This is a genomic window from Methylobacterium sp. Leaf456 (genome assembly GCF_001425465.1).
Classification (GTDB): Bacteria; Pseudomonadota; Alphaproteobacteria; order Rhizobiales; family Beijerinckiaceae; genus Methylobacterium.
Genome location: NZ_LMQV01000012.1, coordinates 155,241 through 179,137 on the forward strand (window position 1 = coordinate 155,241; position 23,897 = coordinate 179,137).

Here is a 23,897-nt window from a genome sequence, read left to right on the forward strand (position 1 = left end):
GTGGGCGGGGAGGGCGAGAAAGACGAAAAGGATTGCAATGAGATGGCACAAAGCCGTGCGCGCATCCCTCCCCGTGAGAGAGGGTTCTTCGGCGCGGCGGCACCCTGCTCGCCTCACTCCGCCGCCCCTGCCGAGCGCACGCCCGCCGCCGGCCGCACCGCGGCGCCCCACGGATAGCGCCCGACCTTGATGCTGCGGATCGCCTTGAGGCTCACCGCATCGATCACGGTCACGTCGCCCGACACGCCGTTCGTCGTCACCAGCCGCTCGCCGCCCGGCAGAGCCGCGACGTGCCAGACCCGGCGACCGACGAGGATGGTCGCCTTCACCTTGAAGCTCTCGGTATCGACCACGGCGACCCGGTCGGACGGCCCGAGCGCGACGAAGGCGCTGCGCCCGTCCTCCGACAGGGCGATGCCGACCGGCTGGATGCGGTCGCCGGAAATCCCCTTGATCTCGAAGCCGATGGTCTCGACCACCCGGCGGGTCGCGACGTCGATCACCGCCACCGTGCCGCCGATCTCGGAGGAGACCCAGAGCCGCTTGCCGTCGCGGGTGAACTCGGCGTGGCGCGGGCGCTGGCCGACGGGGGTGGCGTCGGTGGCCTGGAGCGTTCCGGTGTCGATCCAGTGGACCATGTTGGTGGTCTCGGAGGTCGTCACCGCGAGCTTGCCGTCCGGGCTCACCGCCATGCCCTCGGGCTCGATGCCGACATCGATCTGCGCCAGCACCTTGCGGGTGTCGGCATCGACCACCGTGGTGGTGGCGTTGTTCTCGTTGGCGATGAAGAGGGTTTTTCCGTCGGGCGCGAGCGAGAACTGCTCCGGGTCCTCGCCCGAGGGCAGGTCGTGCAGCAGCTTGCCGGTGTCGGGGTCGATCACCTGCACGGCGTCGGAATCGCTGGCGCAGACGAACAGCCGCCGGCCGTCCTTCGAGAACGTGAGCCCGCGCGGGCGCCGGCCCACGGGGAAGGTGCGGGTCACCTCCCAGGTCGTGGAATCGATCACCGAGACGGTGTTGTCGCGCTCGTTCGAGACGTAGACTTCATGGGCCTCCGCACCCAGCGGCATCAGCAGCATGGCACCGACGCAAAGTCTGAAAAGAATCATCCGTTGCCTCCGAAGGCGCGGCAGGCGCTCTCGGGCTCGTCGAGACCGAGGGTGTCGAGTTCGGTGCGCCGGTGCAAAAAGCCCTCGACCGGGGCGGCGGCGACCACGGCGCCGGGCCAGAGCACGAAGACCGGCTGGCGCAACTGTCCGTTCCAGGGGCGGAAGCTCAGGGCGCGACCCTTGAACCCGCCGACCTCGAACTTTTTCGAGATAAGCAAGTCGCGGATCGCGCTCCCGTCGCTCGACTTGAGCTGCGTCGCGGCCTCGGTCACGGCGTGCACGGCCATCCAGCCCGCCCAGTCGATGGCGCCCATCGGGCGGCCCGCGAGCTTGGCGAAGCGCCCCTGCAACTGCACCGCGGCCCAGGCCTCGACCGGGCGGCCCCAGGCGGTCGGGATCAGGCCCTGCGTGCCGACGACGGGGCGGGGCGAGGCGGTGTTGTAGACGAGGTTGGCCCCGAACTCGGCCCGCTCGTCGGCCACCGCCACCACGTCGTGCTCGGGGCCGCGTGTGATGACCGCGAACTCTTTCAGAGCGGAGTCCCGAAGGTCGGCGCCGCGGGCGTCGAAGCTCGCTTCCGCGACGATCCGGGCGCCGAATTTCTTGGCGCTTTTCCGCAGCGCGTCGGCGTAGAGGGCGTCGTCGGCGCCGGGGCCGGAGACGAGCAGCAGGCGGTTCCAACGCTTGTAGAGCAGAAGCTGCGCCAGCGCGTCGGTGAGCATGTCGCGCGAGGGCAGCACGTGCAGCATCCGGGCGCGGCAATCGCGGTCGCGCAGGCGCACGTCCGGCGCGCCGACATTGAGCAGCACGGCGTCGCGGGTTTCGGGCGCGTCGGCGATGGCCAGAAGGTCGTCGGCGGGGGCGTTGACGACGAGGAAGCGCAACGGGCCGCTCTCGCGCGCCAGGGCGGCCAACGCCGCTGGCAGGTCGGCGCCGGGCTCCACCACCGTCGATGTCAGGGCGAAGGACAGGCCGACGAAGCGACCGGTGGCGTTGCCGTCGCGCAAACCCAACTCGGCCCCGCGAAGTCCCTCGTCGTCGGGGATCGGCGGCTCGTTGTTGAGCGGGGTCGGGCGCTCCACCCGGCGCTCGACGTAGTGGATCGCAAGTTGCGGGTTCGCGAGCGCCGGGGCAGCGGCGATGAGCGCGCAGGCCGTCAGCAGGGCCCGCAGCGCATGCCTGCCGAAGCCCCTTCGGCCGCCCTCCGTGAGATCGGCGCGTGTCGGCATCCTGCCCCGAACGGTTCCACCCTGGATTTTGGGGCAAGCATAGGCGCGGGGTCGGCGACGCCGATATTGGACCAAGGTCGCAACCGGGGGCGCGGCCCTGTCGTACCAAAGCACAATGGGGCGTCTCCGGCCCGCTTGATACCGTGGCGCATAATCGAGGAGCGCGGGCCACAACTTGTCCCGCCTCCCGCACAACGCGCCGCCCCGCACGCATCAAGTCTCGGGCAGGCCAGGGAGCGAGACGGACATGACCACACGGATTCGGCTGGCCGGCGGGCTGCTGCTCGGCCTCATGCTCGCAGGCGGTGCGTTCGCCCACGGCGACGTGCAGCCCCAGCCGGTCAACACCGACGGGCTCGAATCGCTGGGCACCGAGTGGAAGGAGGAGAACCCCTACCGCGGCAACGCCAAGGCGGTCACGGTGGGCGATTCCGGCTACAACCAGAACTGCGCCCGCTGCCACGGCCTCCAGGTCGTGTCCGGCGGCCTCGCCCCGGATCTGCGCTACCTGCCGACCGGCAAGGAGGGGGACGAGTATTTCGTCGAGCGGATGAAGCACGGCGCCGTCGTCAACGGCATGACCAAGATGCCGGCCTTCGACGGCATCCTCTCGCAGGAAGCCATGTGGGCGATCCGCACCTACATCGAAGCCAAGCACGAAGAGTAGCCGTGTCGCGCTCCCTCACCCGGCGCGGCGCGCTCGCCGGCCTCGCGGCGCTCGCCGCCTCTCCGGCCTTCGCCCGTCCCCTCGACGAGGCGACCGCGGACGGCACCCTGCGGGTCGCGCTCTACGCCGAGAACGCGCCGTTCTCGGAGATGCGCGATCGCCAACCGGTCGGCATCGACGTGGACGTGGCCCGGGCTCTCGCCGAGGCGCTGAAGCTCAAGCTCGACCTGCGCCTCGTCGATGCGGGCGAGAACGTGGACGGCGATTTCCGCCTCAATCTGTGGAAGGGCGATCTCGCCGGCTCGAAGCTCGCCGACCTGATGCTGCATGTGCCGAACGACAAGCTGCTCGGCATCCGCAACGAGCAGGTCTTCCTGGTGCGTCCCTATTTCGAGCAGCGCCTCGCCTTCGCCTGGGCGCGCGACAAGATGGAGGGCTTTTCGAGCTTTCCCGACATCGAAGAGAATCAGATCGCGGTCGAGGGCGCCAGCGCCTCCGACCTCCAGATCCTGATGGCCGAGAACGGGCGCTACCGGAACAACCTCAAACACTTCCGCAATTTCGACGAGGCGGCCAAGGCGTTTCTTTCCGGCGAGACCGCGATCCTGGCCGGCACGCGTCCGGCGATCGAGGCCGCGCTGTTCGCGGCGCATGTCGGGCCGGACCGCTTCCCGATGGTCGAGATCGCGCTGGGCGGCATCGTGAAGACGAACTGGGAGTTGGGCGGCGCGGTGCGTTCCGATTCGCGCGACCTCGGCTACGCCGTCGGCGAGGCGCTTGGCGCCATGACGGAGGACGGGCGGCTGAAGGCGATCTGCGAGCGGTACGGGGTGACCTACGCGGCGCCGAAGGGGTTTTGAAAGGCCTGCCGCTTGTCGCGCCGACGACAGGGTTGTCGCGACCCTCTCCCCGCGTGCGGGAAGAGGGGGGAGAGCGGCTGCTTCCGACGCGACCGGCCGGAAAGCTTGTGACGCCGCTTCTATTTCGGAAGCAGCCAAGAATCGAGAAAGCCTCGGGCTGCGCTCCCCGCGTGGTCCGAGGCTTTTTCGCGTCCGACTTTGCGGCATCGACTGCAGAGATCGGTCGAACCTCCAATCCCGAACTGATTTGCCGCACCGCAACAATCTTATCTTGGACTTATGGCCAATAACCACGCCACGCGCGCGTGGATAGCTTGCCGATCATGGGAGGTCGTTCGAGAGACCAAGACAAGGTCCGCCGGCCGCCCGACCGAGATCAGGAGGACGTTTGATGAAGGTGCATGACCGGTTCCTCGCGGCCGTGGGGGCGGCGGCGCTCCTCGCGGGCGCGTCCCAGGCCCTCGCGGCCCCCGAGGCCAACAAGACGTCGGCCGGCGTCAGCAACGAGGCGATCCTCAACGACGCCAAGACCCCCGACGACGTCGTCACCTACGGCCTCGGCCTCCAGGCGCAGCGCTACTCGCCGCTGAAGGCCATCAACAAGGAGACGATCCAGGGCCTCGTGCCGGCCTATTCCTTCTCGTTCGGCGGCGAGAAGCAGCGCGGCCAGGAGAGCCAGGCGCTGGTCAAGGACGGCGTGATCTACGTCACCGGCTCGTATTCGCGCATGTACGCGGTCGATTCCCGCACCGGCGAGAAGCTGTGGGAATACAACGCCCGACTGCCCGAGGGCATCCTGCCCTGCTGCGACGTGGTGAACCGCGGCGCCGCGCTCTACAAGGACAAGGTCTATTTCGGTACGCTCGACGCCAAGCTGGTCGCGCTCGACGCCAAGACCGGCAAGGTGGTGTGGCGCAAGGACATCGACGACTTCAAGGCCGGCTACAGCTACACCGCCGCCCCCTTGATCGTGAACGGCAAGATCATCACCGGCGTGTCGGGCGGCGAATTCGGCATCGTCGGTCGGGTCGAGGCGCGCGACGCCGAGACCGGCGAGATCCTCTGGAAGCGCCCGGTCATCGAAGGCCATATGGGCGAGCTGAACGGCAAGCCCTCGACCATGACCGGCAAGGTCAACGAGACCTGGCCGGGCGACCTGTGGAAGTACGGCGGCGGCGCGACCTGGCTCGGCGGCACCTACGACGCCGAGACCAACCTGCTCTACTTCGGCACCGGCAATCCGGGCCCGTGGAACTCGGCCCTGCGCCCGGGCGACAACAAGTGGTCGGCCTCGCGCCTCGCGCTCAACCCCGACAACGGCGAGATCGTGTGGGGCTTCCAGACCACGCCGCATGACGGCTGGGACTTCGACGGCGTGAACGAGTTCGTGCCGTTCGACCTCCAGAAGGACGGCAAGACCGTCAAGGCCGGCGCCACCGCCGACCGCAACGGCTTCTTCTACGTTCTGGATCGCACCAACGGAAAATTCATCTCGGCCTCGCCGTTCGTCGAGAAGATCAGCTGGGCCAAGGGCATCGATCAAAACGGCCGCCCGATCTACGACGACGCGTTCCGCCCCGGCGACCCGTCGAAGTCCGAGGACGGCAAGAAGGGCAAATCCGTGTTCGCGGTGCCGAGCTTCCTCGGCGGCAAGAACTGGATGCCGATCGGCTACAGCCCCGACACCAAGCTGTTCTACGTCCCTTCCAACGAGTGGGGCATGGATATCTGGAACGAGCCGGTGAACTACAAGAAGGGCGCCGCCTATCTGGGTGCCGGCTTCACCATCAAGCCCATCTTCGACGACCATATCGGCTCGCTGAAGGCGATCGACCCGGCCACCGGCAAGGTGGTGTGGAACTACAAGAACAAGGCCCCGCTCTGGGGCGGCGTGCTCACCACCGGCGGCAACCTCGTCTTCACCGGCACGCCGGAGGGCTTCCTCAAGGCCTTCGACGCCAAGTCGGGCGAAGAGGTGTGGAAGTTCCAGGTCGGCACCGGCGTGGTCTCCTCGCCGATCACCTGGGAGCAGGACGGCGAGCAGTGGGTCGGCGTCGCGGCCGGTTGGGGCGGCGCGGTCCCGCTCTGGGGTGGCGAGGTGGCCAAGTCCACCGCCGGCATCAACCAGGGCGGCAGCTTCTGGGCGTTCAAGCTGCCCAAGAAGATGGCGGCGCGCTGATACGGTCGGGCCGATGCTCTAGGACGATCGTCTCGGGGGCCGGCTCTCACGGAACGGGTGAAAAAAAGAACCCCGGAGCGGTCCGCCGCTCCGGGGTTTTTCGTCGTCCTGCCAATCGGCCGAGTTTACGCGGCGGCCTCGGCCCGGGAGGCTTTCCAGCCCGCCAGCGCCCGCTCGCGCGCCTCGTAGGCAAGCCGCAGCAGGCTGTGGGGGCGCCCCCGCGCCTCGGGGCAAAGCACCAGTTCCGGATCGTCGGCGCGCCGGTCGAGCAACCGGGCCGCCTCGGTCCGCCATGTGGCGTCGGCGGCGGCGAACAGGATTTCCGAGCTCCGCGGGCAGTTCTGATACACGTCGTCATCTCTCTTCGAAACGTGCTCCGCCGATTTCCGGCGGCGGAGACACAGGACTGAACGGGGATCATCTGCCCCCTTCCCAGGGCGGTCCCCAACAAGTGTTAGCGAGTAACAATCGGCAGACCGGCTGCTCCGGTCAAGGCTTTGCCGCGTCGATCAGGCCCGCGCCAGCCATCACACTACGCACATCCTCGCGAGGAGCCGGGAAAGAGGACTGATTACGAGCAAAATCAGAAAGAACTTTCTCAAAAACCCCGTTGTGCAAAGGGAAGGTGTTTTCGGGGCATTGAGAGTTTCCGGGGGTGGTATTCAACTATCAAAAATCATCTTACGTTGATGAAGCGTCGTCCGGCTTCGGCCGGGCAAAAATTCACAAATGTTTGAAAGGTCTCTCGCGTTTCAGCCGCTCCGCCGCCGTACGAGTTTTTGCGGATGTGCGTTTCGTTTGTTCGTGACGACCTTCGAACGTGCCTTGCGGGACTTTCGATCGACGCTGTGCTCTCGGCCTGAGGCGCATGGCGAAAGTCCACGCACGGCACTCAACGTTTGGAGCGGATCGCTCACGCATGCCTCATCCCCAAGTCTTGCGCGACATGGCCCTGTTCGTCGAAGTGGCCAAGCGGCGAAGTTTCAGCCAAGCCGCTCTCGTCCTGGGGATGCCGGTTTCCTCGCTCTCCCGCCGGATCACCGTGTTCGAGACGGCGATCGGCCTGCGCCTGCTCGACCGCACCACGCGCCGTCTGACGCTCACCTCCTACGGCGAGGCCTATTTTCTCCAGGCGATGCGCCTCGTGGAGGAGGCGCAGCAGGCCTACGACGACATCATGGCGGAGGCGAAGGGGCCGAGCGGCCTCCTTAAGATCGCCGTGCCCGCCGACGGCTGGGTCAACGAGCACCTGTCGGGCATCGTCTCGGACTTCGCCAACGGCAACGAGCATGTCAGGATCCAGCTCGGCCTTGGCCATGGGCCGGTCGATCTGATGGACGAGCGTTACGATCTGGCGCTCGCGGTCGAGACGCCGCGCGAGACCTCGCTGATCGTGCGCAAGGTGGCGGAACTCGCCAACGGCGTCTTCGCCGCCCCGTCCTACCTTGAGGATTGGGGCCGGCCGATGAACCCGCCGGATCTCGCCGACCACAACGTCCTCGTCGCCGGGCCTCCGACGAACTGGTCGTTCGTCCGCGGCGACGAGGCCGCCTCGATCGCGGTCTCGGGCCAGATCGGCTGCAATTCGCCGGGCCTGATGCGCACCTTCGCGCTCGCCGGCCACGGGCTTTTTGCCGCGAGCCTCAGCGGCCTCCGGCCCGATCTCGCCAGCGGCGTCCTGGAGCAGGTGATGCCGGATTGGACGCTCCAGCCGACGCCGCTCTACATCGTGACGACCTCGCGGCTGCTGCCGGCCAAGGTGCGCAGCTTCATCGACTTCGCCACGCGCCGCCTCTCGGCCTTGTCCGACACCGCCGAAGCGCCGGTGCGGGAGGCGGCGGGGTAAGCCTCCCGGCCAACGGCGACGCCGCCCCGGATGCGGCATCCGGGACGGCGTTCTTCATGTTCGTGAGGGGGCTCGGGTGAAACCCCGAGCCCGCGTTGGGCCTTCAGGCGACGAGCCGCAGTTCGGCCTTGCCGCCGGCGCGGCCGCGATCGACCCAGCGCGGCAGGGCCGGGGCGGCGAGGTCGATGCGCAGGAAGAACTCGTCGCGGCAGCCCTGCCACAGCGAGGCCGGTACCCGCGCCCGTGCCGTCGTCCAGCGATGGCCCTCGCCGGAGGCGTGGAAGCCCTCATCCAGTTCGGCACTTTCTGCGGGCAGGGTCCGGCGCACGCTCAGGCCGTCGTCGGCGGTCAGAGCGGCGAGGCAGAGGCCGAGCGCCCGGTCGTCGCCGCTGCCGCCGAGATGGGCCGGCACGCTGGTCTCGCATTCGAGCCAGACCTCGCGGGCGTCGGCGGGCAGGCGGACGCGGGCGCACAAGCCGTCGCTCTCCGGCCGCAGGACCCGCCCGTCGGCCACCACCCGCAGCTCGGCGAGCGGCGTCTCGACCAGGGTCCAGCCCAGCGTCTCGGCCCGCTCGCTCAGGCGTTCGCGCAGGGCGTCCACCAGCGCGCCGCTCTCGCGCAGCGGGCGGCAGAAGGCCTCGCGGCCGCTCGGGCGCGCGTCGGGCGCGGTGTCGGCGTCGGTCACCGGAGCGTTGGCGAAGAAGGCGCGGTTGCCGCACTCGACGTAGCTCTCGGCGGGCAGACCTTCGGCCAGCAGGATGTCGTGGCTGTCGAGTTCGATATGCCAGTAGGTGATTTCCTCGACCGCGACCTGCGTGATCGTGGTGCCGTTGATGAGCCGGCAGGCCGGGACGAGGATTTCGCCGACGAGATCGACGCAGATCGCGTGGGCGGGCGAGACGAGGAGGTCGCGGGTGGGCCGGCCCTCGCCGAAGGCGTCGCGGGCGATCCGCACCGGCAGGACCTGGGTGAGGTCGGCCCGGCCGGCGCAATCGATGGTACGATGGCCGATCCAGCGGATCGGCCGGTGCGCGCCCGACGCGGTCACGACCGTGTCGCCGACGCTCAGCTCCTCGACGCGCACCTCGCCCTTCGGCGTGCGGATGCGCGTGCCCGAGGCGAAGCAGACGATGGTGGGGCTGTCGGGTGCCGAGATGTTGCCGGTGGTGTTGACGGGAGCCAGCAGGCTGAGCGTCGACAACTGCCCCGCGCTGACCGCCACGGTGACGGGGAGCGACAGACCGCCCGGCGCGACGCTGAAGAAGTAGGTCGGCTCGGTTTCACCCTGAGGCTGGCTGAAGCCGACATAAGTGCCCTGGAGGCCTGCGCCGACGAGACCGACGAGGTTGGCGTTGACGGTGACGGGGGAGCCCGGAAGATTCACGTTGCCGTTGATGGTGATCGTCGAGACGCCGCTGGCGATGTTCGTCCCCGTGAAGCTATTGAGCGCGAGAACGCCGGTCGCGGCCTGGCCAGCGTTGAACGTTTGATTGACGAACGTTTCAGACATTTATGGTCCCCTGCACTGCCCGTTGTCAGTGCGAGGATTGATTTACGATTTGTTGATCCGCGTATATCACTGAATAGCCAAAAGATTTTCCATTTTGCGGGGCGAATATTTGGGAGGCAGTTTCCACCACCGTTTTTGGAAACGGTTGCGTGTAGCGAATGGGCCACGCCTCGAGCGATCAGCGGAAGTTGCGCGACCGCACCGGCAGCGCCGCGCCCCGGACGGGCTGCGGCTCCGAAGGCGGGCCCTCTTCGCCAATGCGGGCGAGGAGATCGGAGCGGTCGAACAGCTCGGCGGCGATGAGGTGGACGACCTCGCCGACCCGCTGCACCCGGCCGCGGCAGGCCATCAGCCGGGCCGCCAGCACGGTGCGGCGGGAGCGCTCGAACAGGTCGGGGCGCACGATCAGGTTGGCGATGCCGGTCTCGTCTTCCAGCGTCAGGAACAAAGTGCCCTTGGCCGAGCCCGGCCTCTGGCGCATCAGCACGAGGCCGCAGACCGTGAGCCGCGTCCCGTCGCGGGCCTGCCCCAGGCGGTTGCAGGGCCGGGCGCCCAAATCCGTCAGCGTGTCGCGCAAAAAACTCAGCGGGTGAGCCCGCAGGCTGAGGCCCTTGGCGCGGTAATCGGCCACGACCTCGCCGCCCGCGCTCAGTGGCGGCAAGACGACCGGCGGCTCGGCGATGGCGGGCTCGGCCGAGCCCTCAACTGCCGCGGCGGCGAAGAGCGGCAGCGCGGCCGGCACCAGGGCGCGTACCGCCCAGGCGGCCTCGCGCCGGTTCAGGCCGAGCGAACGGAACGCGTCCGCCCGCACGAGGCAGGCCAGCGAACTCGTGGGCAGGCCGGTGCGCCGCGACAGCGCGGCGAGCGTCGCGAAGTTTTGCGATTCGCGCGCGGCGACCAGACGGGCGCCGTCGCGCTCGGGCAGGCCGCTGACGAGGCGCAGGCCCAGCCGCACCGCGAGAAACCCATCCCCGACCCGCTCCAGGGTGCAGTCCCAGTCCGAACAATTCACGTCGACGGGATGGATCGGGACGCCGTGTTCGCGGGCGTCGCGCACGATCTGGGCGGGGGCGTAGAAGCCCATCGGCTGCGCGTTCAGCAGGGCGGCGCAAAAGACGTCCGGGTGATGGCACTTCAGGTAGGACGAGGCGTAGGCCAAGAGCGCGAAGGACGCCGCGTGACTCTCCGGGAAGCCGTAGGAGCCGAACCCTTCGAGTTGGCGGAAGGTGCGCTCGGCGAAGTCGCGGGCGTAGCCGTTGGCGACCATCCCCTCGATCAGCCGGCTCTCGAAGCGGTGGACGCCGCCCGTCATCTTGAAGGTCGCCATCGAGCGGCGCAGTTCGTCCGCTTCCGCCGCGGTGAAGCCCGCGCCGACCATCGCGACCTGCATCGCCTGCTCCTGGAACAGCGGCACGCCGAGGGTCTTTTCGAGCACCCTCTGCAAGGCGGGGGTCGGATAGGTCACCTCTTCGCACCCCTCTCGGCGGCGCAGATAGGGATGGACCATGTCGCCCTGGATCGGGCCGGGGCGCACGAGCGCCACCTCGATCACGAGGTCGTAGAATTCTTTGGGCTTCATCCGCGGCAGCATCGCCATCTGCGCGCGGCTCTCGATCTGGAAGACGCCGACCGTGTCGGCCCGCCGGATCATCGCGAAGGTGGCGGGGTCGTCCTGCGGGATCGTGGCGAGGTCGAGGGGCTTGCGCCCGGCCACCTCCAAAAGAGCGAAGGCTCGGCGCAGGCAGCCGAGCATGCCGAGGCCGAGCACATCGACCTTCATGAACTTGAGGGCGTCGATGTCGTCCTTGTCCCACTCGATGACCTGACGGTTCTCCATCGCGGCGGGCTCGACCGGCACCAGTTCGTCGAGGCGGTCGAGGGTCAGGACGAAGCCGCCGGGATGCTGCGACAGGTGGCGCGGCGTGCCGATCAGCTCGCGGGCGATCTCCAGGGTCAGGCGCAGGCGCCGGTCGGACAGGTCGAGGCCGAGCGCCTTCAGCTCCCGCTCGCCCGCGCCCTCGCCGCCCCAGGGCCAGGTCAGCCGGTTGAGGGCGCCGGTCACCTCCTCGGGCAGGCCCAGCACCTTGCCGACCTCGCGCAAGGCCCCGCGGGCGCGGTAGCGGCTGACGACGGCGGTGAGCGCGGCGCGGTGGCGGCCGTAGGTCTCGAAGATCCACTGGATCACCTGTTCGCGCCGCTCGTGCTCGAAATCGACGTCGATGTCGGGCGGCTCGCGCCGGGCATCGGAGACGAAGCGCTCGAACAGCAGGTTTTGTCGGACCGGATCGATGGAGGTGATGTGCAGGCAGTAGCAGACCGCGGAATTGGCCGCCGAGCCGCGGCCCTGGCAGAGAATTTTTTGGGACTCGGCGTAGGCCACGATCGCGTGGACGGTGAGGAAGTAGGGGGCGTAGCCGAGCCGGGCGATCAGGCCGAGTTCATGGACGAGTTGGCGCGCCACCGCCTCCGGCACGCCGTTCGGGTAGCGCCGTTCGGCCCCGGCCCAGGTCAGGATCTCCAGGCGCTCCCGCGCGGTTCGCCCCTCGGGACCGGCCTCCGAGGGGTACTCGTAGGCGAGGTCGTCGAGCGAGAAGCGGCAGGCCTCCGCAATGTCTTGCGCGCGCGATAGGGCTTCCGGGAAGCGGGCGAACAGGCGCGCGGTCTCCTCCGGCGCCTTGAGGAAGCGGTCGGCGTGGCGCTCCTTGAGGAAGCCCGCCCGCTCGATGGTGACGCCGAGGCGAATGCAGGTTGCCACGTCCTGCAACCGTCGCCGCTGACGGGCGTGGTAGAGAATGTCGCCGGTGGCGACGACGGGCACCCGCGCCCGCCCGGCGGCACCGGCCAGGGCGTCGAGTCGCGCGGCATCGTCGGGCCGGAAGCGGCGGGTGAGGGCGCAGGAGGCGCGCGCGCCGAACAGGCTCTTGAGGCGGGCCAGTTCGTCCCCGAGGCGCGGGTCGGTGTGGTCCGCCAGCAGGATGGCGAACAGCCCCTCCTGCCACGTCGCTACGTCCTGCCACGTCAGCACGCAGCGGCCCTTACCGCCCCGCGCCTTGCCGAGGCTGAGCAATCGGCACAGCCGGCCATAGGCCGCCCGGTCGGTCGGATAGACGAGGAGCGGCGGCGCATCCTCCGGATCGAGCCGGCCGCCGACCACGAGGCGCACCCCCGTGGCCTTGGCCGCCTGATGCGCCCGCAGCATCCCGGCGAGCGAGCCGTGATCGGTCACGCCCAGCGCCGGGATGCCGAGCAGAGCGGCCGCCGCGAACAGCTCCTCCGGGCTCGATGCGCCGCGCAGGAAGGAGAAGTGGGTGGTGACGTGGAGTTCGGGGATGGTCACGCCTCGCCGAGCCCGTGCAGCCACCAGCGGCCCTCGGCCTCCATCGGGCCGTCGCGAAACAGCCAGAAGCGCTCGCCGGCCTCGGTCTCGACCCGGTAATAGTCGCGCACCTGATCGGCCTCGTCGTCGGCGACCCACCATTCGCTTAAGATTCGCTCCGGCCCGTCGGCGCGGGCGACGCGGTGGCGGGCGCCGCGCCAGACGAAGAACAGGGGCGGCGCGTCGGGAATCTCGGCCACCGCGGCGACGGGTTCGGGAGCGTCGAGCAGGCGGGCCGGGCGGGGCAGGTCGGCGGGCCAGAGCGCGCCCGAGGGAGCGCTGAGCGGGGCGACCCGGCACACCGCGCGCTCGGGCAGGTCGCTCTCGACGGGGCTGAGCCGGTAGACCCGCTCCGGCCCGAGGCGCATCCGCAGGGTGTCGATCAGCGCCGCGAGGTCGGCGATCTCCGGGCCCTGCCCAAGGACGGCGCCCGAGATCTGGCGCTCGGCCAGGGGTTCGGTGCGGGAGGCGGTCAGCACCATCTCCTCGATGCCGAAGCCGGGATCGATCCGCGGCAGGCGCTCGGTCAGGAGGCGGGCGAGATGAGCCGCGTCGCGGCTGCCCCGCGCGGTGCCGATGCGGATCGCCTGATCGAGCCGATCGACCCGGCGGAAGACGAGATCGAGGCGGCGCGCCCCGAGCCCGGCCCGCTCCAGATCGGGCACCAGCCGGGCGCAGAGGTCGGCGACGATTCTTTCCAGCACTTCCGGGCTACCGATGGGCTCGGCGAAGCGCGCGGCAGCCTGCACCACGTCGGGCGCGGTGAGGAAGGCGAGCGGCTCCGGCTCCGCGCCGAGCGCCTGGTCGAGCCGCAGCAGCGGCTCGGGGCCGAAGCGCCGTCGCAGCGGGGCGCGGGGCGCTTGCATCAGCCCGCCGACCCGCTCGATGCCGACTTCGCGGAGTACCGCGACGGTTTCCGGGGATAAGCGCAAGGCCGCGACCGGCAGCGGCGACAGGGCGACGGCGAGGCCGCCCGGCGGCACGATCCCGCCCGGCCCGAACCGGGCGAGCGCCCAGGCGCCGCCGGGGGTGTCGGCCAGCGCGAGGCGCGCGGACAGGCCGGTCCGCTCCAGCCGCGCGGCGAGGTCGGCGATCAGCGCCGCCTCGCCGCCGACGAGGTGGGCGGCGCCCGCGACGTCGATCAGCAGGCCGTCGGGCGGATCGAGGGCGACGAGGGGAGCGTAGCGCAGGCACCAGAGCCCGAGCCGCACCAAAGCCGCCGCGTCGGCCTCCGGCTCGGCGGGCACGAGGTGCACGCCCGGCACCATCGCCATCGCCTGTGCGGCGGGCATGCCGGGCCTCAAGCCCGCGCGTCGGGCGGCGGCGTCGATCCCGGCCAGCACCCGCCGGGGGCCGTCCGGCCGCACGGTCGCCAGCGGCTCACCGGAGGGCGGCACGGCGGAAGGCGCGCTCCGGCGCAGCCGGTCGGTCGGCCAAGAGGGCAGGCACAGCGAGACGACCCTGCCCATCGCAGGCCTCCACGATCCATGAGCCCGGCGCCCCGCCGCGGCTGCGCTGCAGGTCGAGCCGCCAGCGCGGGCGGCCGAGATGACGGGGGTTTGCCGTGTCCGACGGGGCCGGGCTCACCCGCCAGCGGGTGCGGGCGGCCGAGGATTCCGGCTCGGCCGCCTCGCCCGCGCAGACCCGGTGCAGCACCAGCGCGGTCACGCCCGAGCCCTCGGCGGCGAGCTGGAGCCGGCGCGAGGGCGTCAGCGCCATGCGGGTCAGCTCGCCGACGACGCCCGCCAGCCCGCGATGGCGCAGACCTTCCTCCATCGCGGGCAGCACCTCGGCGTCGCGCCAGGTCTCGCAATAGACCACCCGGTCGGGATGGAGCCCGACGCGGGCGAGCGCCGGGGCGAACAGGTCGCGGCTGTGCAGGCACCACAGCACCGGCCCGTCGAGCCGGGCCAGGATGCCGCCCGCGAACAACACGGCGGAGGCGGCGTAGCGCCCGCGCGGACCGCCCTCGTGGATCTGGTGCAGCGCACCGAGCGCCAGGCCGCCGCCTGGGAGGGCCTGATCGAGGCCAGGGGCTCCGAACGGCAGCACGGTGCGATCCGTGCGGGGCGTCGGCTCGGCGAGCCGGCGCAGCTCGGCCAGGACGGTTTCGGTCCGTGCCGGGGGAGGGCGAACAGGCCTCTGACTCGTTGGAGCAGGATCACTGTGTCGACCGGCCCATAGGCGAACAGGTCGGGGGGCCTCTCCTCCCCCTTGTGGGGAGGAGGCAGGAGGTGGGGGTGGTTCAGGATCGAGCGGGGCGGTGCCTTCTGCACCACCCCCACCCCGAACTCCTCCCCACAAGGGGGAGGGGACATGCGTTATGTCCTGCCGTGCCTCGGCGACTTGTGAATCCGGCAAGTCGGGCAAGAGGGCAGGGGGCATGGACCGGACTGGGTTGCGTGATCGGGATCAGAACAAAGAGTGAACACATCTGAGCCGCATCCGGTCAACCGCTCAAGCTCGATCCTCCCTGTTGAAAATGCGGATTTTATTCCGGGCGCAGGCTTGATCTTTCGCCGAGCCCCGCGACTCGCCCGAAGCCCTGCGCGCGGCGCGGGCAATCGACGCAGGCGACTGCGAAAAGCGCATGCGGGCCGTGTGCAGATGCAACAAATCCGGCCGCTGTTGCCGTCGAACGACAGACGTACGCGCGCGCCGATCTATCGTGTCTCAGTGCCAGAGACTTGATCGGGGTCTATCGTCTCACGCGGGCTCGATGCCCGCATTCCCCGGTTCGGGCTCGCAACTGTGCCAGGGCCATGAGTGACGCACGACCCACGGGCCGCAAGCCCGTCATTCTCGTCGTCGAGGATGAGCCCGACGAGCGCTACCTCGCGGCCGAACTCCTCGAGGAGAAGGGCTTCGAGGTGATCGAGGCCGAGACGGCCGAGCGCGCGCTCGAGATCCTGCGCCAGCGCGGCGACCGGATCGACGTGGTGTTTTCCGATGTCCGCACGCCGGGCACGATCGGCGGGTTCGAGCTTGCCCGGATCATCGGCGTGACGTGGCCGCGCATCCGCATGCTGCTGACCTCGGGCGACGCGGGCGACCAGCCGAGCGACCTGCGCGTCACCGCGACCTTCATGCCGAAACCCTGGCGCGCGCCGGAGATTCTGACGTGGCTGGAAGAGGCCGCGGGTCTGCGCGAGTCTTGAGCGCGTAGTCGGTCGGTCGCTTTGGATTTCACTTCGCACCGTCATCGCGAGGCGGAGCCGAAGCGATCCAGGGCGCGACATCACCGGATGACGCGAGGGCGTGCCGACGCAACGGTCGCGGCGCGATTCCTCTGGACCCTGCGGAGCGCTGGATTGCTTCGGCTCCGCCTCGCAATGACGGCGGAGATTTTCAGGGAGAGCGCAGGGGCCGTCCAAGCCCCTGCGCCATCATGGTTACGAGTCCGACGCCACCCCTGAGGCCGCGTCCTCGCCGCTCTCTTCCTCGCCCTCGATATGCTCGACCGAGACCACCTTCTCGGCCTTGTCGGTGTTGAACACCGTTACGCCCTGCGAGGCGCGACCGACGATGCGGATGTCGTCCACGGGCACGCGGATGAGCTGGCCGGCATTGGTCACCAGCATGATCTGGTCGGAGGCCTCCACGGGGAAGGAGGCGACGAGGTTGCCGTTGCGGGCGTTGACCCGCATCGCCGTGATGCCCTTTCCACCGCGGCCCGAGGTCCGGTACTCGAAGGAGGACGAGCGCTTGCCGTAGCCGCGCTCCGAGAGCGTCAGCACGAACTGCTCGGCCCCGCCCATCTCGGCGTAGCGCTCCTGCGAGATCGCGGCCTCGGCCGTGGTCTCCTCGGCGTCGCCCGCCTCCTCGGCCTCGCCCTCGCTGCCGATGATAGCGCGGCGCATCTTCAGGTAGCCAGCCCGCTCCTCCGGGCTCGCCTCGAAGGCGTTGAGGATCGCCATCGAGATGACCGTGTCGTCCTTGGCGAGGTTGATGCCGCGCACGCCGGTGGAATCGCGGCCCTTGAAGACGCGCACGTCCTCGACGGGGAAGCGGATGCACTGGCCGAGCGCGGTCGTCAGCAGCACGTTCTGCTCCGGCCGGCAGATCTCGACATGGACGATGTGGTCGCCCGGATCGAGCTTCATCGCGATCTTGCCGTTGCGGTTCACCACGGTGAAGTCCGACAGCTTGTTGCGGCGGACGTTGCCGGAAGCGGTCGCGAACATCACGTCGAGGCTGTCCCAGGACGTCTCGTCCTCCGGCAGCGGCATGATGGTGGAGATGCGCTCGCCCTGGTTCTGCAGGTGCAGGATGTTGACGAGCGCCTTTCCGCGAGCGTTCGGCGCGGCGACGGGGAGGCGCCAGACCTTCTCCTTGTAGGCCTGACCCTGGTCGGAGAAAAACAGCACCGGCGTGTGCGTCGAGGCCACGAACAGGCGGGTGACGAAATCCTCGTCGCGGGTCGCCATGCCGGAGCGGCCCTTGCCGCCGCGCTTCTGCGACCGGTAGGTCGAGAGGGGCACGCGCTTGACGTAGCCGGCATGGGACACGGTGACGACCATGTCCTCGCGGGCGATGAGGTCCTCGTCGTCGACGCTGGAATCGTAATCGACGATCTCGGTCCGGCGCGGCGTGGCGAACAGGGCGCGCACCTCGGCGAGCTCGGTCTTGACGATCGCCTGGATGCGGGCGCGCGAGCGCAGGATGTCGAGATAGTCGGCGATCTCGTCGGCGAGCTTCTTCAACTCGTCGCCGACTTCGTCGCGGCCGAGAGCGGTGAGGCGCTGCAGGCGCAGGTCGAGAATCGCGCGGGCCTGGATTTCCGAGAGCCGGTAGGTGCCGTCCTCGGCGACGCGGTAGCGCGGATCGTCCACCAGCGCGATCAGCGGCGCGATGTCGTGGGCCGGCCAGTCGCGGGCCATCAGGGCCTCACGCGCCGTGTTCGGGTCCGGCGAGGTGCGGATCAGGCGGATCACCTCGTCGATGTTGGCGACCGCGATGGCGAGGCCGCACAGGACGTGGGCGCGCTCGCGCGCCTTGTTGAGCAGGAACTTGGTGCGCCGGGAGACGACCTCCTCGCGGAAGTCGTTGAAGGCCAGCAGCAGGTCCTTCAGGTTCATCAGTTCGGGGCGCCCGCCGTTCAGCGCCACCATGTTGGCGCCGAACGAGGACTGGAGCGGGGTGTAGCGGTAGAGCTGATTCAGCACCACGTCGGCGATGGCGTCGCGCTTGATCTCGACCACGATGCGCATGCCGTCGCGGTCGGATTCGTCGCGCAGGTCGGAGATGCCCTCGACGCGCTTCTCCTTCACGAGTTCGGCGATCTTCTCAACGAGCGTGGCCTTGTTCACCTGATACGGAATCTCGGTGAAGATCAGCGCCTCGCGCTCCTTGCGCAGTTCCTCGACATGGGACTTCGCCCGCATGATGATCGAGCCGCGGCCCGTGGCGTAGGCCTGCCGCGTGCCCGCGCGGCCGAGGATCAGTCCGCCGGTCGGGAAGTCGGGGCCGGGGACGATCTCGTTGAGCGCCTCGATGGTCAGGCTCGGATCGTCGATGAGAGCGATGCAGGCATCGATCAGTTCGCCGAGATTGTGCGGCGGGATGTTGGTGGCCATGCCCACCGCGATGCCGCCCGCGCCGTTGACCAGCAGGTTCGGGAAGCGGGCCGGCAGGACGGTCGGCTCCTCGTGCTCCCCGTCGTAGTTGGCCTGGAAGTCGACGGTGTTCTTGTCGATGTCCGAGAGGAGCGCGCTGGCGGGCTTGGCGAGGCGCGATTCGGTGTAGCGCATGGCCGCGGCCGGATCGCCGTCGACCGAACCGAAATTGCCCTGCCCGTCGATGAGCATCAGGCGCATCGAGAAGTCCTGGGCCATGCGGACCAAGGCGTCGTAGATCGATTGGTCGCCGTGCGGATGGTACTTACCGATCACGTCGCCGACGATGCGGGCCGATTTGACGTAGCGGCGCTCGGGCAGGTGCCCGCTCTCGTGCGCCGCGAACAGGATGCGCCGATGCACCGGCTTGAGGCCGTCGCGCGCGTCCGGCAGCGCCCGGCTCACGATCACGCTCATGGCGTAATCGAGATACGAGCGGCGCATCTCGTCGGTGATGGAGACGGGCTTGATGTCGGTGGCCGGCGGCGGCGCGCCCGCGCCGGTCGGATCGTTGTCGTCTGCCAACGTCGCTCTCTCAGTTCTTCGTGTTTTTCCATACCCCGGCACGGCACCGGCAGACAGGAAAGACCGCTAGGATGCGAGGCCCAGCCTCCAGCCTATCCCACCCTCTCCCTCATCCTGAGGTGCCGGAGCGCAGCGAAGGCCTCGAAGGAGGGCTCCAGAAGACTCAGGCGATCCATGGAGCCCTCCTTCGAGGCTGCTCCGCAGCACCTCGGGATGAGGGGGAGTGGGGGATAGAACACACGACCAAAGGCCGTCGTTTCAGTTACTTAAATATGAAGTGCGGGGCTTGCGCACAACAGCGGAGCGCCCGCGATCCCCGGTTTGAAGCGAGGGTCGCGCGACCGCTGTCGTTTCGTCCTGCGATGTGGCAGCCTCATACGATCGACGGATGGGGACTCTGCCGGGGACGACGGAGGTCGGCATGACGTTTCATCAGACCCCGGTGGCGGACCAGCCTCAGGGGCAGGCGGGTTTCGGCATGGCGAACCTCCGCAGCAGCCGGACCGGCCTGCCGTTCATCGTCTTCATCTCGCAGAAGGACGGCGCCCAGCACGACGTTCGGGTGAAGGTCTCGCCCAATCCCAAGGTGCAGAGCGCGCAGATGGGCTCCTAGTCCCTGCGCCCCTATCGGCACGTGGCCGGGCTCCAGTTGAGCCCGCGGGAGGAGGGGCTGCTTCAGGCGTGGGTCGCGCTCAACCTCGACACCCTCGTCGGCTACTGGGATGGCGCCATCGAGTACACCGAGGACGCCCTGGAATTGCTCAAGCCCCTGTCGCCCTGACGGCAGGCTCAAGCTCCAGCATCGCCTCCGCCGCCGCCAGATCCTCCGGCGCGTTGAGGTTCAGGAACGGGTCGACCGGCGTCACCGGCCAGGACACGACATCCGCCCCGTGGCGCTCGATGAAGCCGCCGACGCGGCGCTCTCCGGCCGTCAGCCACGCCCGCAGGTCGTCGCGAAGTGAGACCGGCCAGAGCGCGGAGGTGAAGTGGCGCCGCTCGCCCGAGGCCGCGAGCGCGATGGGCTTTTCGCCGGCGGCGGACAGGCGCGCCACGAAATCCCTCGGTAGGAACGGCGCGTCGCCCGGCACGCTGACGACGTGGGTGACGCCCATCGCCGCCGCAGCGTCGAGACCGGCGAGGAGGCCGGCGAGCGGGCCGGGATGGTCCGGCACCGTGTCGGGCAGGATCGGGCCGGCGAACACCGCGCGGAACCGCTCCGGGTCGCCGTTGGCGCTCAGCGCGAGCCGACCCCCGCATTGCGGCCCGAGCCGCTCGGCGACGCGCTCCAGAAGGGTGCGGCCGCCCAGGACCCTGAGCGGCTTGTCGCCGCCGCCCATGCGCCGCGACAGGCCGCCTGCCAGGATCAGTCCGAGAATCAGCAAAACATCACTCGATGACGATGGGTCATTCTATGACGATCTTGGGCGCCGCCCGGCCCGCGGGCGCGCCGTTGAGATTGCTCCAGAGCTTCTCGGCGATCCCCCGGTAGATCTTGGCCTGCGGCCCGTCCGGATCGGTCGCCACCACGGGGCGGCCGGCATCTGAGGTCTCGCGGATCGCCATGGTCAGCGGGATCTCGCCGAGGAACGGCACCTCCAGGCGCTGCGCCTCCTGGCGGGCGCCCCCATGGCCGAAGATGTCGGAGGCGTGCCCGCACTTCGGGCAGATGAAGGTCGCCATGTTCTCGATCACGCCGAGGATCGGCACGGAGACCTTGCGGAACATCGTCACGCCGCGGCGTGCGTCGATCAGCGCGAGGTCCTGCGGCGTCGAGACGATCACAGCGCCGGACAAGGGCGTCGCCTGGGCCATGGTGAGCTGCGCGTCGCCCGTGCCCGGCGGCATGTCGACGACGAGCACGTCGAGGTCGCCCCAGGCGACATCGCGCAGCATCTGGGTGATGGCCGACTGCACCATCGGGCCGCGCCAGATCATCGCCGATTCCGGCTCGATCAGGAAGCCGATCGACATCGCCTTCAGACCGTAGGCCTCCATCGGCTCCAGAGTCCGGCCCTCGATCACCCGCGGCTTGCCCGACAACCCCAAGAGCTTCGGCACCGAGGGACCGTAGATGTCGGCATCCAAGAGCCCGACCTTGAGGCCCTGGGCGCGCAAGGCGAGGGCGAGGTTGCAGGCGGTGGTGGACTTGCCGACGCCGCCTTTGCCCGAGGCCACCGCCACGATGTGGCGCACGCCCGGCAGCGCATTGCCCTGGCGCGGCGGTACGGGAGCGGCGCCGGACTGGCGCGGCGCGGCGGGGGCCGGCGCGTTGGGCCGCTCGGAGGTGAGGCTCGCCAGCACGCTCGACACGCCGGGCAGCGCCAGCACCCGACCCTCCGCCTCGCGACGGATCGGCTCGAAGCGCTCGGCCTCGCTCGGATCGACCGAGATCGAGAACATCACGCGCCCGCCCGCATCGATCACCACCTGCGACAGGCGGCCGGAGCCGGGCAGCTTGGTGCCGCCACGATCGACCGTGACGGTCGAGAGCGCCTTCAGCACGTCGTCGCGGGTGATGGCCAAGGGACAAGCTCCATCGAGCGGTTTTTTCGGACCTTTCGTCCATCTAACCGCGCGTGGCGGAAACGCCAGCCCGAAGACGGCTTCAACGGCGCTGCCCCGGCGGCACGGCAATCAGGTTGCACGCTTCCATCGGCCCGCGCACCGCCGTGCCGTCCCCGCGCCGGTAGAAGCCGTGGCGGACGTGCCGGCAGCCGAGGGGGCCGCGCAGCCGCTTCACCCGTTCGATATGGACGCTGCGGTCGCGCCGGTTGGAGAAATCGTGCCCGCCGATCCGCACGCCGGGGCCGAAGCGCACCTCGGCGCAGGCCGGCCCCACCATCATCGCCAGGGCGAAGGCCGCCGCCGTAGGCCTCATCCGCGTCTTATCCCCCTGAACCAACACCGGCCTCGCTCGTTGTCGAGGCAATCTCGCCGGGACCGACGCGAAGCGCGCGCCGTCCTGATGCGTACGCAATTGTCTGAGTTGGAGAAGGCCCCCCATGCACCAGGGCAACCACCGCGACCACGAGGGCGCGAAGAAGCTCTTCGAGCTGACCAAGGACGTCAAGGTCGCGATGCTGACCACCGCCGACACGGACGGGACGCTCAACAGCCGCCCGATGTGGAACAACGACATCGACGAGAACGGCGACATCTGGTTCTTCACCAAGCTGCACAGCCCCAAGACCGCCGAGATCGGCCGCGACAATCAGGTGAACCTCGCCTATTCGGATCCGTCGAGCCAGACCTACGTCTCGATCGCCGGCAAGGCCGAGGTGATCCGCGATCAGGCGCTGATCGACGCCAAGTGGCAGGAGAGCCTCAAGACGTGGTTCCCCAACGGCAAGGAAGACCCGGAGGTCGGCCTGATCCGCATCCACCCGGAGCAGGGCGAATACTGGGACAGCCCGTCCTCGACGATGGTCCACCTCTACGGCTACGTGAAGGCCACGCTGACCGGCGAAAGCCCGAAGACCGAGACCAAGAAGGTCGATCTCGCCTGATCTGTTCGGGAGTCTTTTCGAAGCGCCTCCGCCCCAGGGCGGGGGCGTTTGCATGTTCGGAGCCGGGCCGCCGTTGATCGCGGCGGCGATCCGCCCCAAGCTCGGCCGAACGCATCGACCGCAAGGAAGCGCCGAAGGCCCATGCCCGACCTCGCGACACGGGTCTACAACCACAACTTCCGCATCGATCCGATCGTCCGCTCGCTGCTCGATACGGATTTCTACAAGCTATTGATGGCGCAGATGATCTTCCGCCGTCATCGCGACGTGCGGGCGAGCTTCGCCATCCAGAACCGTTCGGTGCGGGTGCGCGTCGGCGACGAGATCGATCTCGGGGCGTTGCGCGAGCAGCTCGACCACGCCCGCACCCTGCGCCTGAGCCGCGGCGAATCGACATGGCTGCGGGGCAACACCTTCTACGGCAAGCGCCAGATCCTCTCCTCGGACTTCATGGCGTGGTTCGAGGATTTCCGGCTGCCCGATTACAAGCTGGAGACCCGCGAGGGGCAGGTGGCGCTCACCTTCCACGGCCCCTGGGTTGAGACCACGATGTGGGAGGTGCCCGCGCTCGCGATCCTCAACGAGTTGCGCTCGCGCACGGTGCTGCGGGACATGGGAAAGTTCGAGCTGCAGGTGCTCTATGCCCGCGCCATGACCCGCGTGTGGGAGAAGATCGAGCGGCTGAAGCGCCTGCCCGATCTCTCCATCGCGGATTTCGGCACGCGGCGGCGGCACGGCTTCCTGTGGCAGGATTGGTGCGTGCAGGCGATGAACGAGGGCCTGGGCCCTCAACGATTCCTCGGCACCTCGAACTGCCTCATCGCCCAGCGCCGGGAGGTCGAGGCGGTCGGCACCAATGCCCACGAATTGCCGATGGTCTATGCGGCGCTGGCGGGCGACGACGACGCGGCGTTGGCGCAGGCGCCCTACGCCGTGCTGGCCGATTGGCAGCAGGATTACGAGGGCAACCTGCTAGTGATCCTGCCCGACACCTACGGCACCACCGGATTTTTGGAGAACGCCCCCGACTGGCTCACCGCCTGGACCGGCATCCGCATCGATTCGAAGGACCCGATCGAGGGCGGCGAGGAGGCGCTCGCCTTCTGGCGCGCCAGAGGCTGCGACCCGCGCGAAAAACTCGCGATCTTCTCCGACGGGCTCGATATCGAGGACATCGAGCGCATCCACGCCCATTTCCACGGGCGGATGCGGATCGGCTACGGCTGGGGCACCCGGCTCACCAACGATTTCCGCGGGCTCGTGCCGGACGGGCGGCTCGATCCGATCTCGGTGGTCTGCAAGGTCGTTTCGGCCGAGGTGCGCGCGACCGTGAAGCTCTCGGACAACCCGAGCAAGGCGCAGGGGCTGGAGGCCGAGGTCGCCCGCTACAAGCGCGTCTTCGGCGTCGGCGAACAGGCCCCTCTGCCGGTCTCGGTCTGAAGCCTCGGCCACCCGGCGGTTCCGTTCGCGGCCGA

General features: G+C 69.2%; 20 protein-coding genes. 9 read left to right on the plus strand and 11 right to left on the minus strand.

Features of this window, described 5'->3' with window-relative positions:
- Positions 1-113: 113 nt before the first annotated feature.
- Both ASG52_RS28285 and ASG52_RS28290 read right to left on the minus strand, forming a co-directional pair.
- The gene (locus ASG52_RS28285; RefSeq protein WP_056242741.1) at positions 114-1,109 is read right to left on the minus strand and encodes a YVTN family beta-propeller repeat protein; all 996 of its coding nucleotides are present in this window, start codon (positions 1,107-1,109) and stop codon (positions 114-116) included.
- On the minus strand, positions 1,106-2,338 hold the full coding sequence (locus ASG52_RS28290; protein WP_082552491.1) for a lanthanide ABC transporter ABC transporter substrate-binding protein PedA1: 1,233 nt from the start codon (positions 2,336-2,338) through the stop codon (positions 1,106-1,108). The genes ASG52_RS28285 and ASG52_RS28290 overlap by 4 nt, the downstream gene beginning before the upstream one ends.
- A 247-nt stretch (positions 2,339-2,585) precedes the next feature.
- On the opposite strand from ASG52_RS28290, the gene pedF reads away from it, so the two are divergent.
- The 3 genes from pedF (at position 2,586) to ASG52_RS10705 (ending at position 6,044) form a co-directional block, all read left to right on the plus strand.
- The gene (gene pedF, locus ASG52_RS10695; RefSeq protein WP_056242743.1) at positions 2,586-3,005 is read left to right on the plus strand and encodes a cytochrome c-550 PedF; all 420 of its coding nucleotides are present in this window, start codon (positions 2,586-2,588) and stop codon (positions 3,003-3,005) included.
- Positions 3,006-3,007: 2 nt separating this feature from the next.
- Complete coding sequence (locus ASG52_RS10700; RefSeq protein ID WP_286159012.1) at positions 3,008-3,865, plus strand: substrate-binding periplasmic protein; 858 nt, start codon at positions 3,008-3,010, stop codon at positions 3,863-3,865.
- Between the two features lie 391 nt (positions 3,866-4,256).
- On the plus strand, positions 4,257-6,044 hold the full coding sequence (locus ASG52_RS10705; RefSeq protein ID WP_056242747.1) for a PQQ-dependent methanol/ethanol family dehydrogenase: 1,788 nt from the start codon (positions 4,257-4,259) through the stop codon (positions 6,042-6,044).
- A gap of 125 nt (positions 6,045-6,169) precedes the next feature.
- On the opposite strand, the gene ASG52_RS10710 is transcribed toward ASG52_RS10705, so the two are convergent.
- On the minus strand, positions 6,170-6,394 hold the full coding sequence (locus ASG52_RS10710) for a hypothetical protein (protein ID WP_056242749.1): 225 nt from the start codon (positions 6,392-6,394) through the stop codon (positions 6,170-6,172).
- A gap of 569 nt (positions 6,395-6,963) precedes the next feature.
- On the opposite strand from ASG52_RS10710, the gene ASG52_RS10715 reads away from it, so the two are divergent.
- The gene (locus ASG52_RS10715) at positions 6,964-7,890 is read left to right on the plus strand and encodes a LysR family transcriptional regulator (protein ID WP_056242750.1); all 927 of its coding nucleotides are present in this window, start codon (positions 6,964-6,966) and stop codon (positions 7,888-7,890) included.
- A gap of 103 nt (positions 7,891-7,993) precedes the next feature.
- Here the strand turns inward: ASG52_RS10715 and ASG52_RS10720 are convergent, their stop codons facing one another.
- From ASG52_RS10720 to ASG52_RS10735, 4 genes are all read right to left on the minus strand, one after another.
- The gene (locus ASG52_RS10720; protein WP_056242752.1) at positions 7,994-9,400 is read right to left on the minus strand and encodes a Hint domain-containing protein; all 1,407 of its coding nucleotides are present in this window, start codon (positions 9,398-9,400) and stop codon (positions 7,994-7,996) included.
- Positions 9,401-9,578: 178 nt separating this feature from the next.
- Positions 9,579-12,737 (minus strand): error-prone DNA polymerase, encoded by a 3,159-nt coding sequence (locus ASG52_RS10725; protein ID WP_056242753.1) that lies wholly within the window; start codon positions 12,735-12,737, stop codon positions 9,579-9,581.
- Positions 12,734-14,245: a DUF6504 family protein gene (locus tag ASG52_RS10730; protein WP_082552492.1), complete on the minus strand. Its 1,512-nt coding sequence runs from the start codon at positions 14,243-14,245 to the stop codon at positions 12,734-12,736. The genes ASG52_RS10725 and ASG52_RS10730 overlap by 4 nt, the downstream gene beginning before the upstream one ends.
- Positions 14,157-14,879, minus strand: a complete 723-nt coding sequence (locus tag ASG52_RS10735) for an ImuA family protein (protein WP_056243207.1) — start codon at positions 14,877-14,879, stop codon at positions 14,157-14,159. The genes ASG52_RS10730 and ASG52_RS10735 overlap by 89 nt, the downstream gene beginning before the upstream one ends.
- 659 nt (positions 14,880-15,538) lie before the next feature.
- On the opposite strand from ASG52_RS10735, the gene ASG52_RS10740 reads away from it, so the two are divergent.
- Positions 15,539-15,934: a response regulator gene (locus ASG52_RS10740; protein WP_056242755.1), complete on the plus strand. Its 396-nt coding sequence runs from the start codon at positions 15,539-15,541 to the stop codon at positions 15,932-15,934.
- Positions 15,935-16,168: 234 nt separating this feature from the next.
- Here ASG52_RS10740 and gyrA read toward each other — a convergent pair whose 3' ends face one another.
- The gene (gene gyrA, locus ASG52_RS10745; RefSeq protein WP_056242758.1) at positions 16,169-18,916 is read right to left on the minus strand and encodes a DNA gyrase subunit A; all 2,748 of its coding nucleotides are present in this window, start codon (positions 18,914-18,916) and stop codon (positions 16,169-16,171) included.
- Between the two features lie 421 nt (positions 18,917-19,337).
- Between gyrA and ASG52_RS10750 the strand changes: the two genes are divergently transcribed.
- Together ASG52_RS10750 and ASG52_RS27665 are read left to right on the plus strand one after the other, a co-directional pair.
- Positions 19,338-19,529, plus strand: a complete 192-nt coding sequence (locus tag ASG52_RS10750; RefSeq protein ID WP_156383885.1) for a hypothetical protein — start codon at positions 19,338-19,340, stop codon at positions 19,527-19,529.
- A gap of 21 nt (positions 19,530-19,550) precedes the next feature.
- Positions 19,551-19,697: a hypothetical protein gene (locus ASG52_RS27665; RefSeq protein ID WP_162249991.1), complete on the plus strand. Its 147-nt coding sequence runs from the start codon at positions 19,551-19,553 to the stop codon at positions 19,695-19,697.
- On the opposite strand, the gene mobA is transcribed toward ASG52_RS27665, so the two are convergent.
- From mobA to ASG52_RS10765, 3 genes are all read right to left on the minus strand, one after another.
- A complete protein-coding gene (gene mobA / locus ASG52_RS10755; RefSeq protein ID WP_286159013.1) occupies positions 19,678-20,298 on the minus strand; it encodes a molybdenum cofactor guanylyltransferase MobA in 621 nt (206 codons plus the stop codon). The genes ASG52_RS27665 and mobA overlap by 20 nt on opposite strands.
- 22 nt (positions 20,299-20,320) lie before the next feature.
- A complete protein-coding gene (locus ASG52_RS10760; RefSeq protein WP_056242761.1) occupies positions 20,321-21,439 on the minus strand; it encodes an Mrp/NBP35 family ATP-binding protein in 1,119 nt (372 codons plus the stop codon).
- 82 nt (positions 21,440-21,521) lie between these two features.
- The gene (locus ASG52_RS10765; RefSeq protein ID WP_056242763.1) at positions 21,522-21,794 is read right to left on the minus strand and encodes a hypothetical protein; all 273 of its coding nucleotides are present in this window, start codon (positions 21,792-21,794) and stop codon (positions 21,522-21,524) included.
- Positions 21,795-21,918: 124 nt separating this feature from the next.
- On the opposite strand from ASG52_RS10765, the gene ASG52_RS10770 reads away from it, so the two are divergent.
- Both ASG52_RS10770 and ASG52_RS10775 read left to right on the plus strand, forming a co-directional pair.
- The gene (locus ASG52_RS10770; protein WP_056242765.1) at positions 21,919-22,422 is read left to right on the plus strand and encodes a pyridoxamine 5'-phosphate oxidase family protein; all 504 of its coding nucleotides are present in this window, start codon (positions 21,919-21,921) and stop codon (positions 22,420-22,422) included.
- Between the two features lie 141 nt (positions 22,423-22,563).
- Positions 22,564-23,862, plus strand: coding sequence for a nicotinate phosphoribosyltransferase (locus ASG52_RS10775; RefSeq protein WP_056242767.1), 1,299 nt, complete (start codon positions 22,564-22,566; stop codon positions 23,860-23,862).
- Positions 23,863-23,897: the final 35 nt, after the last annotated feature.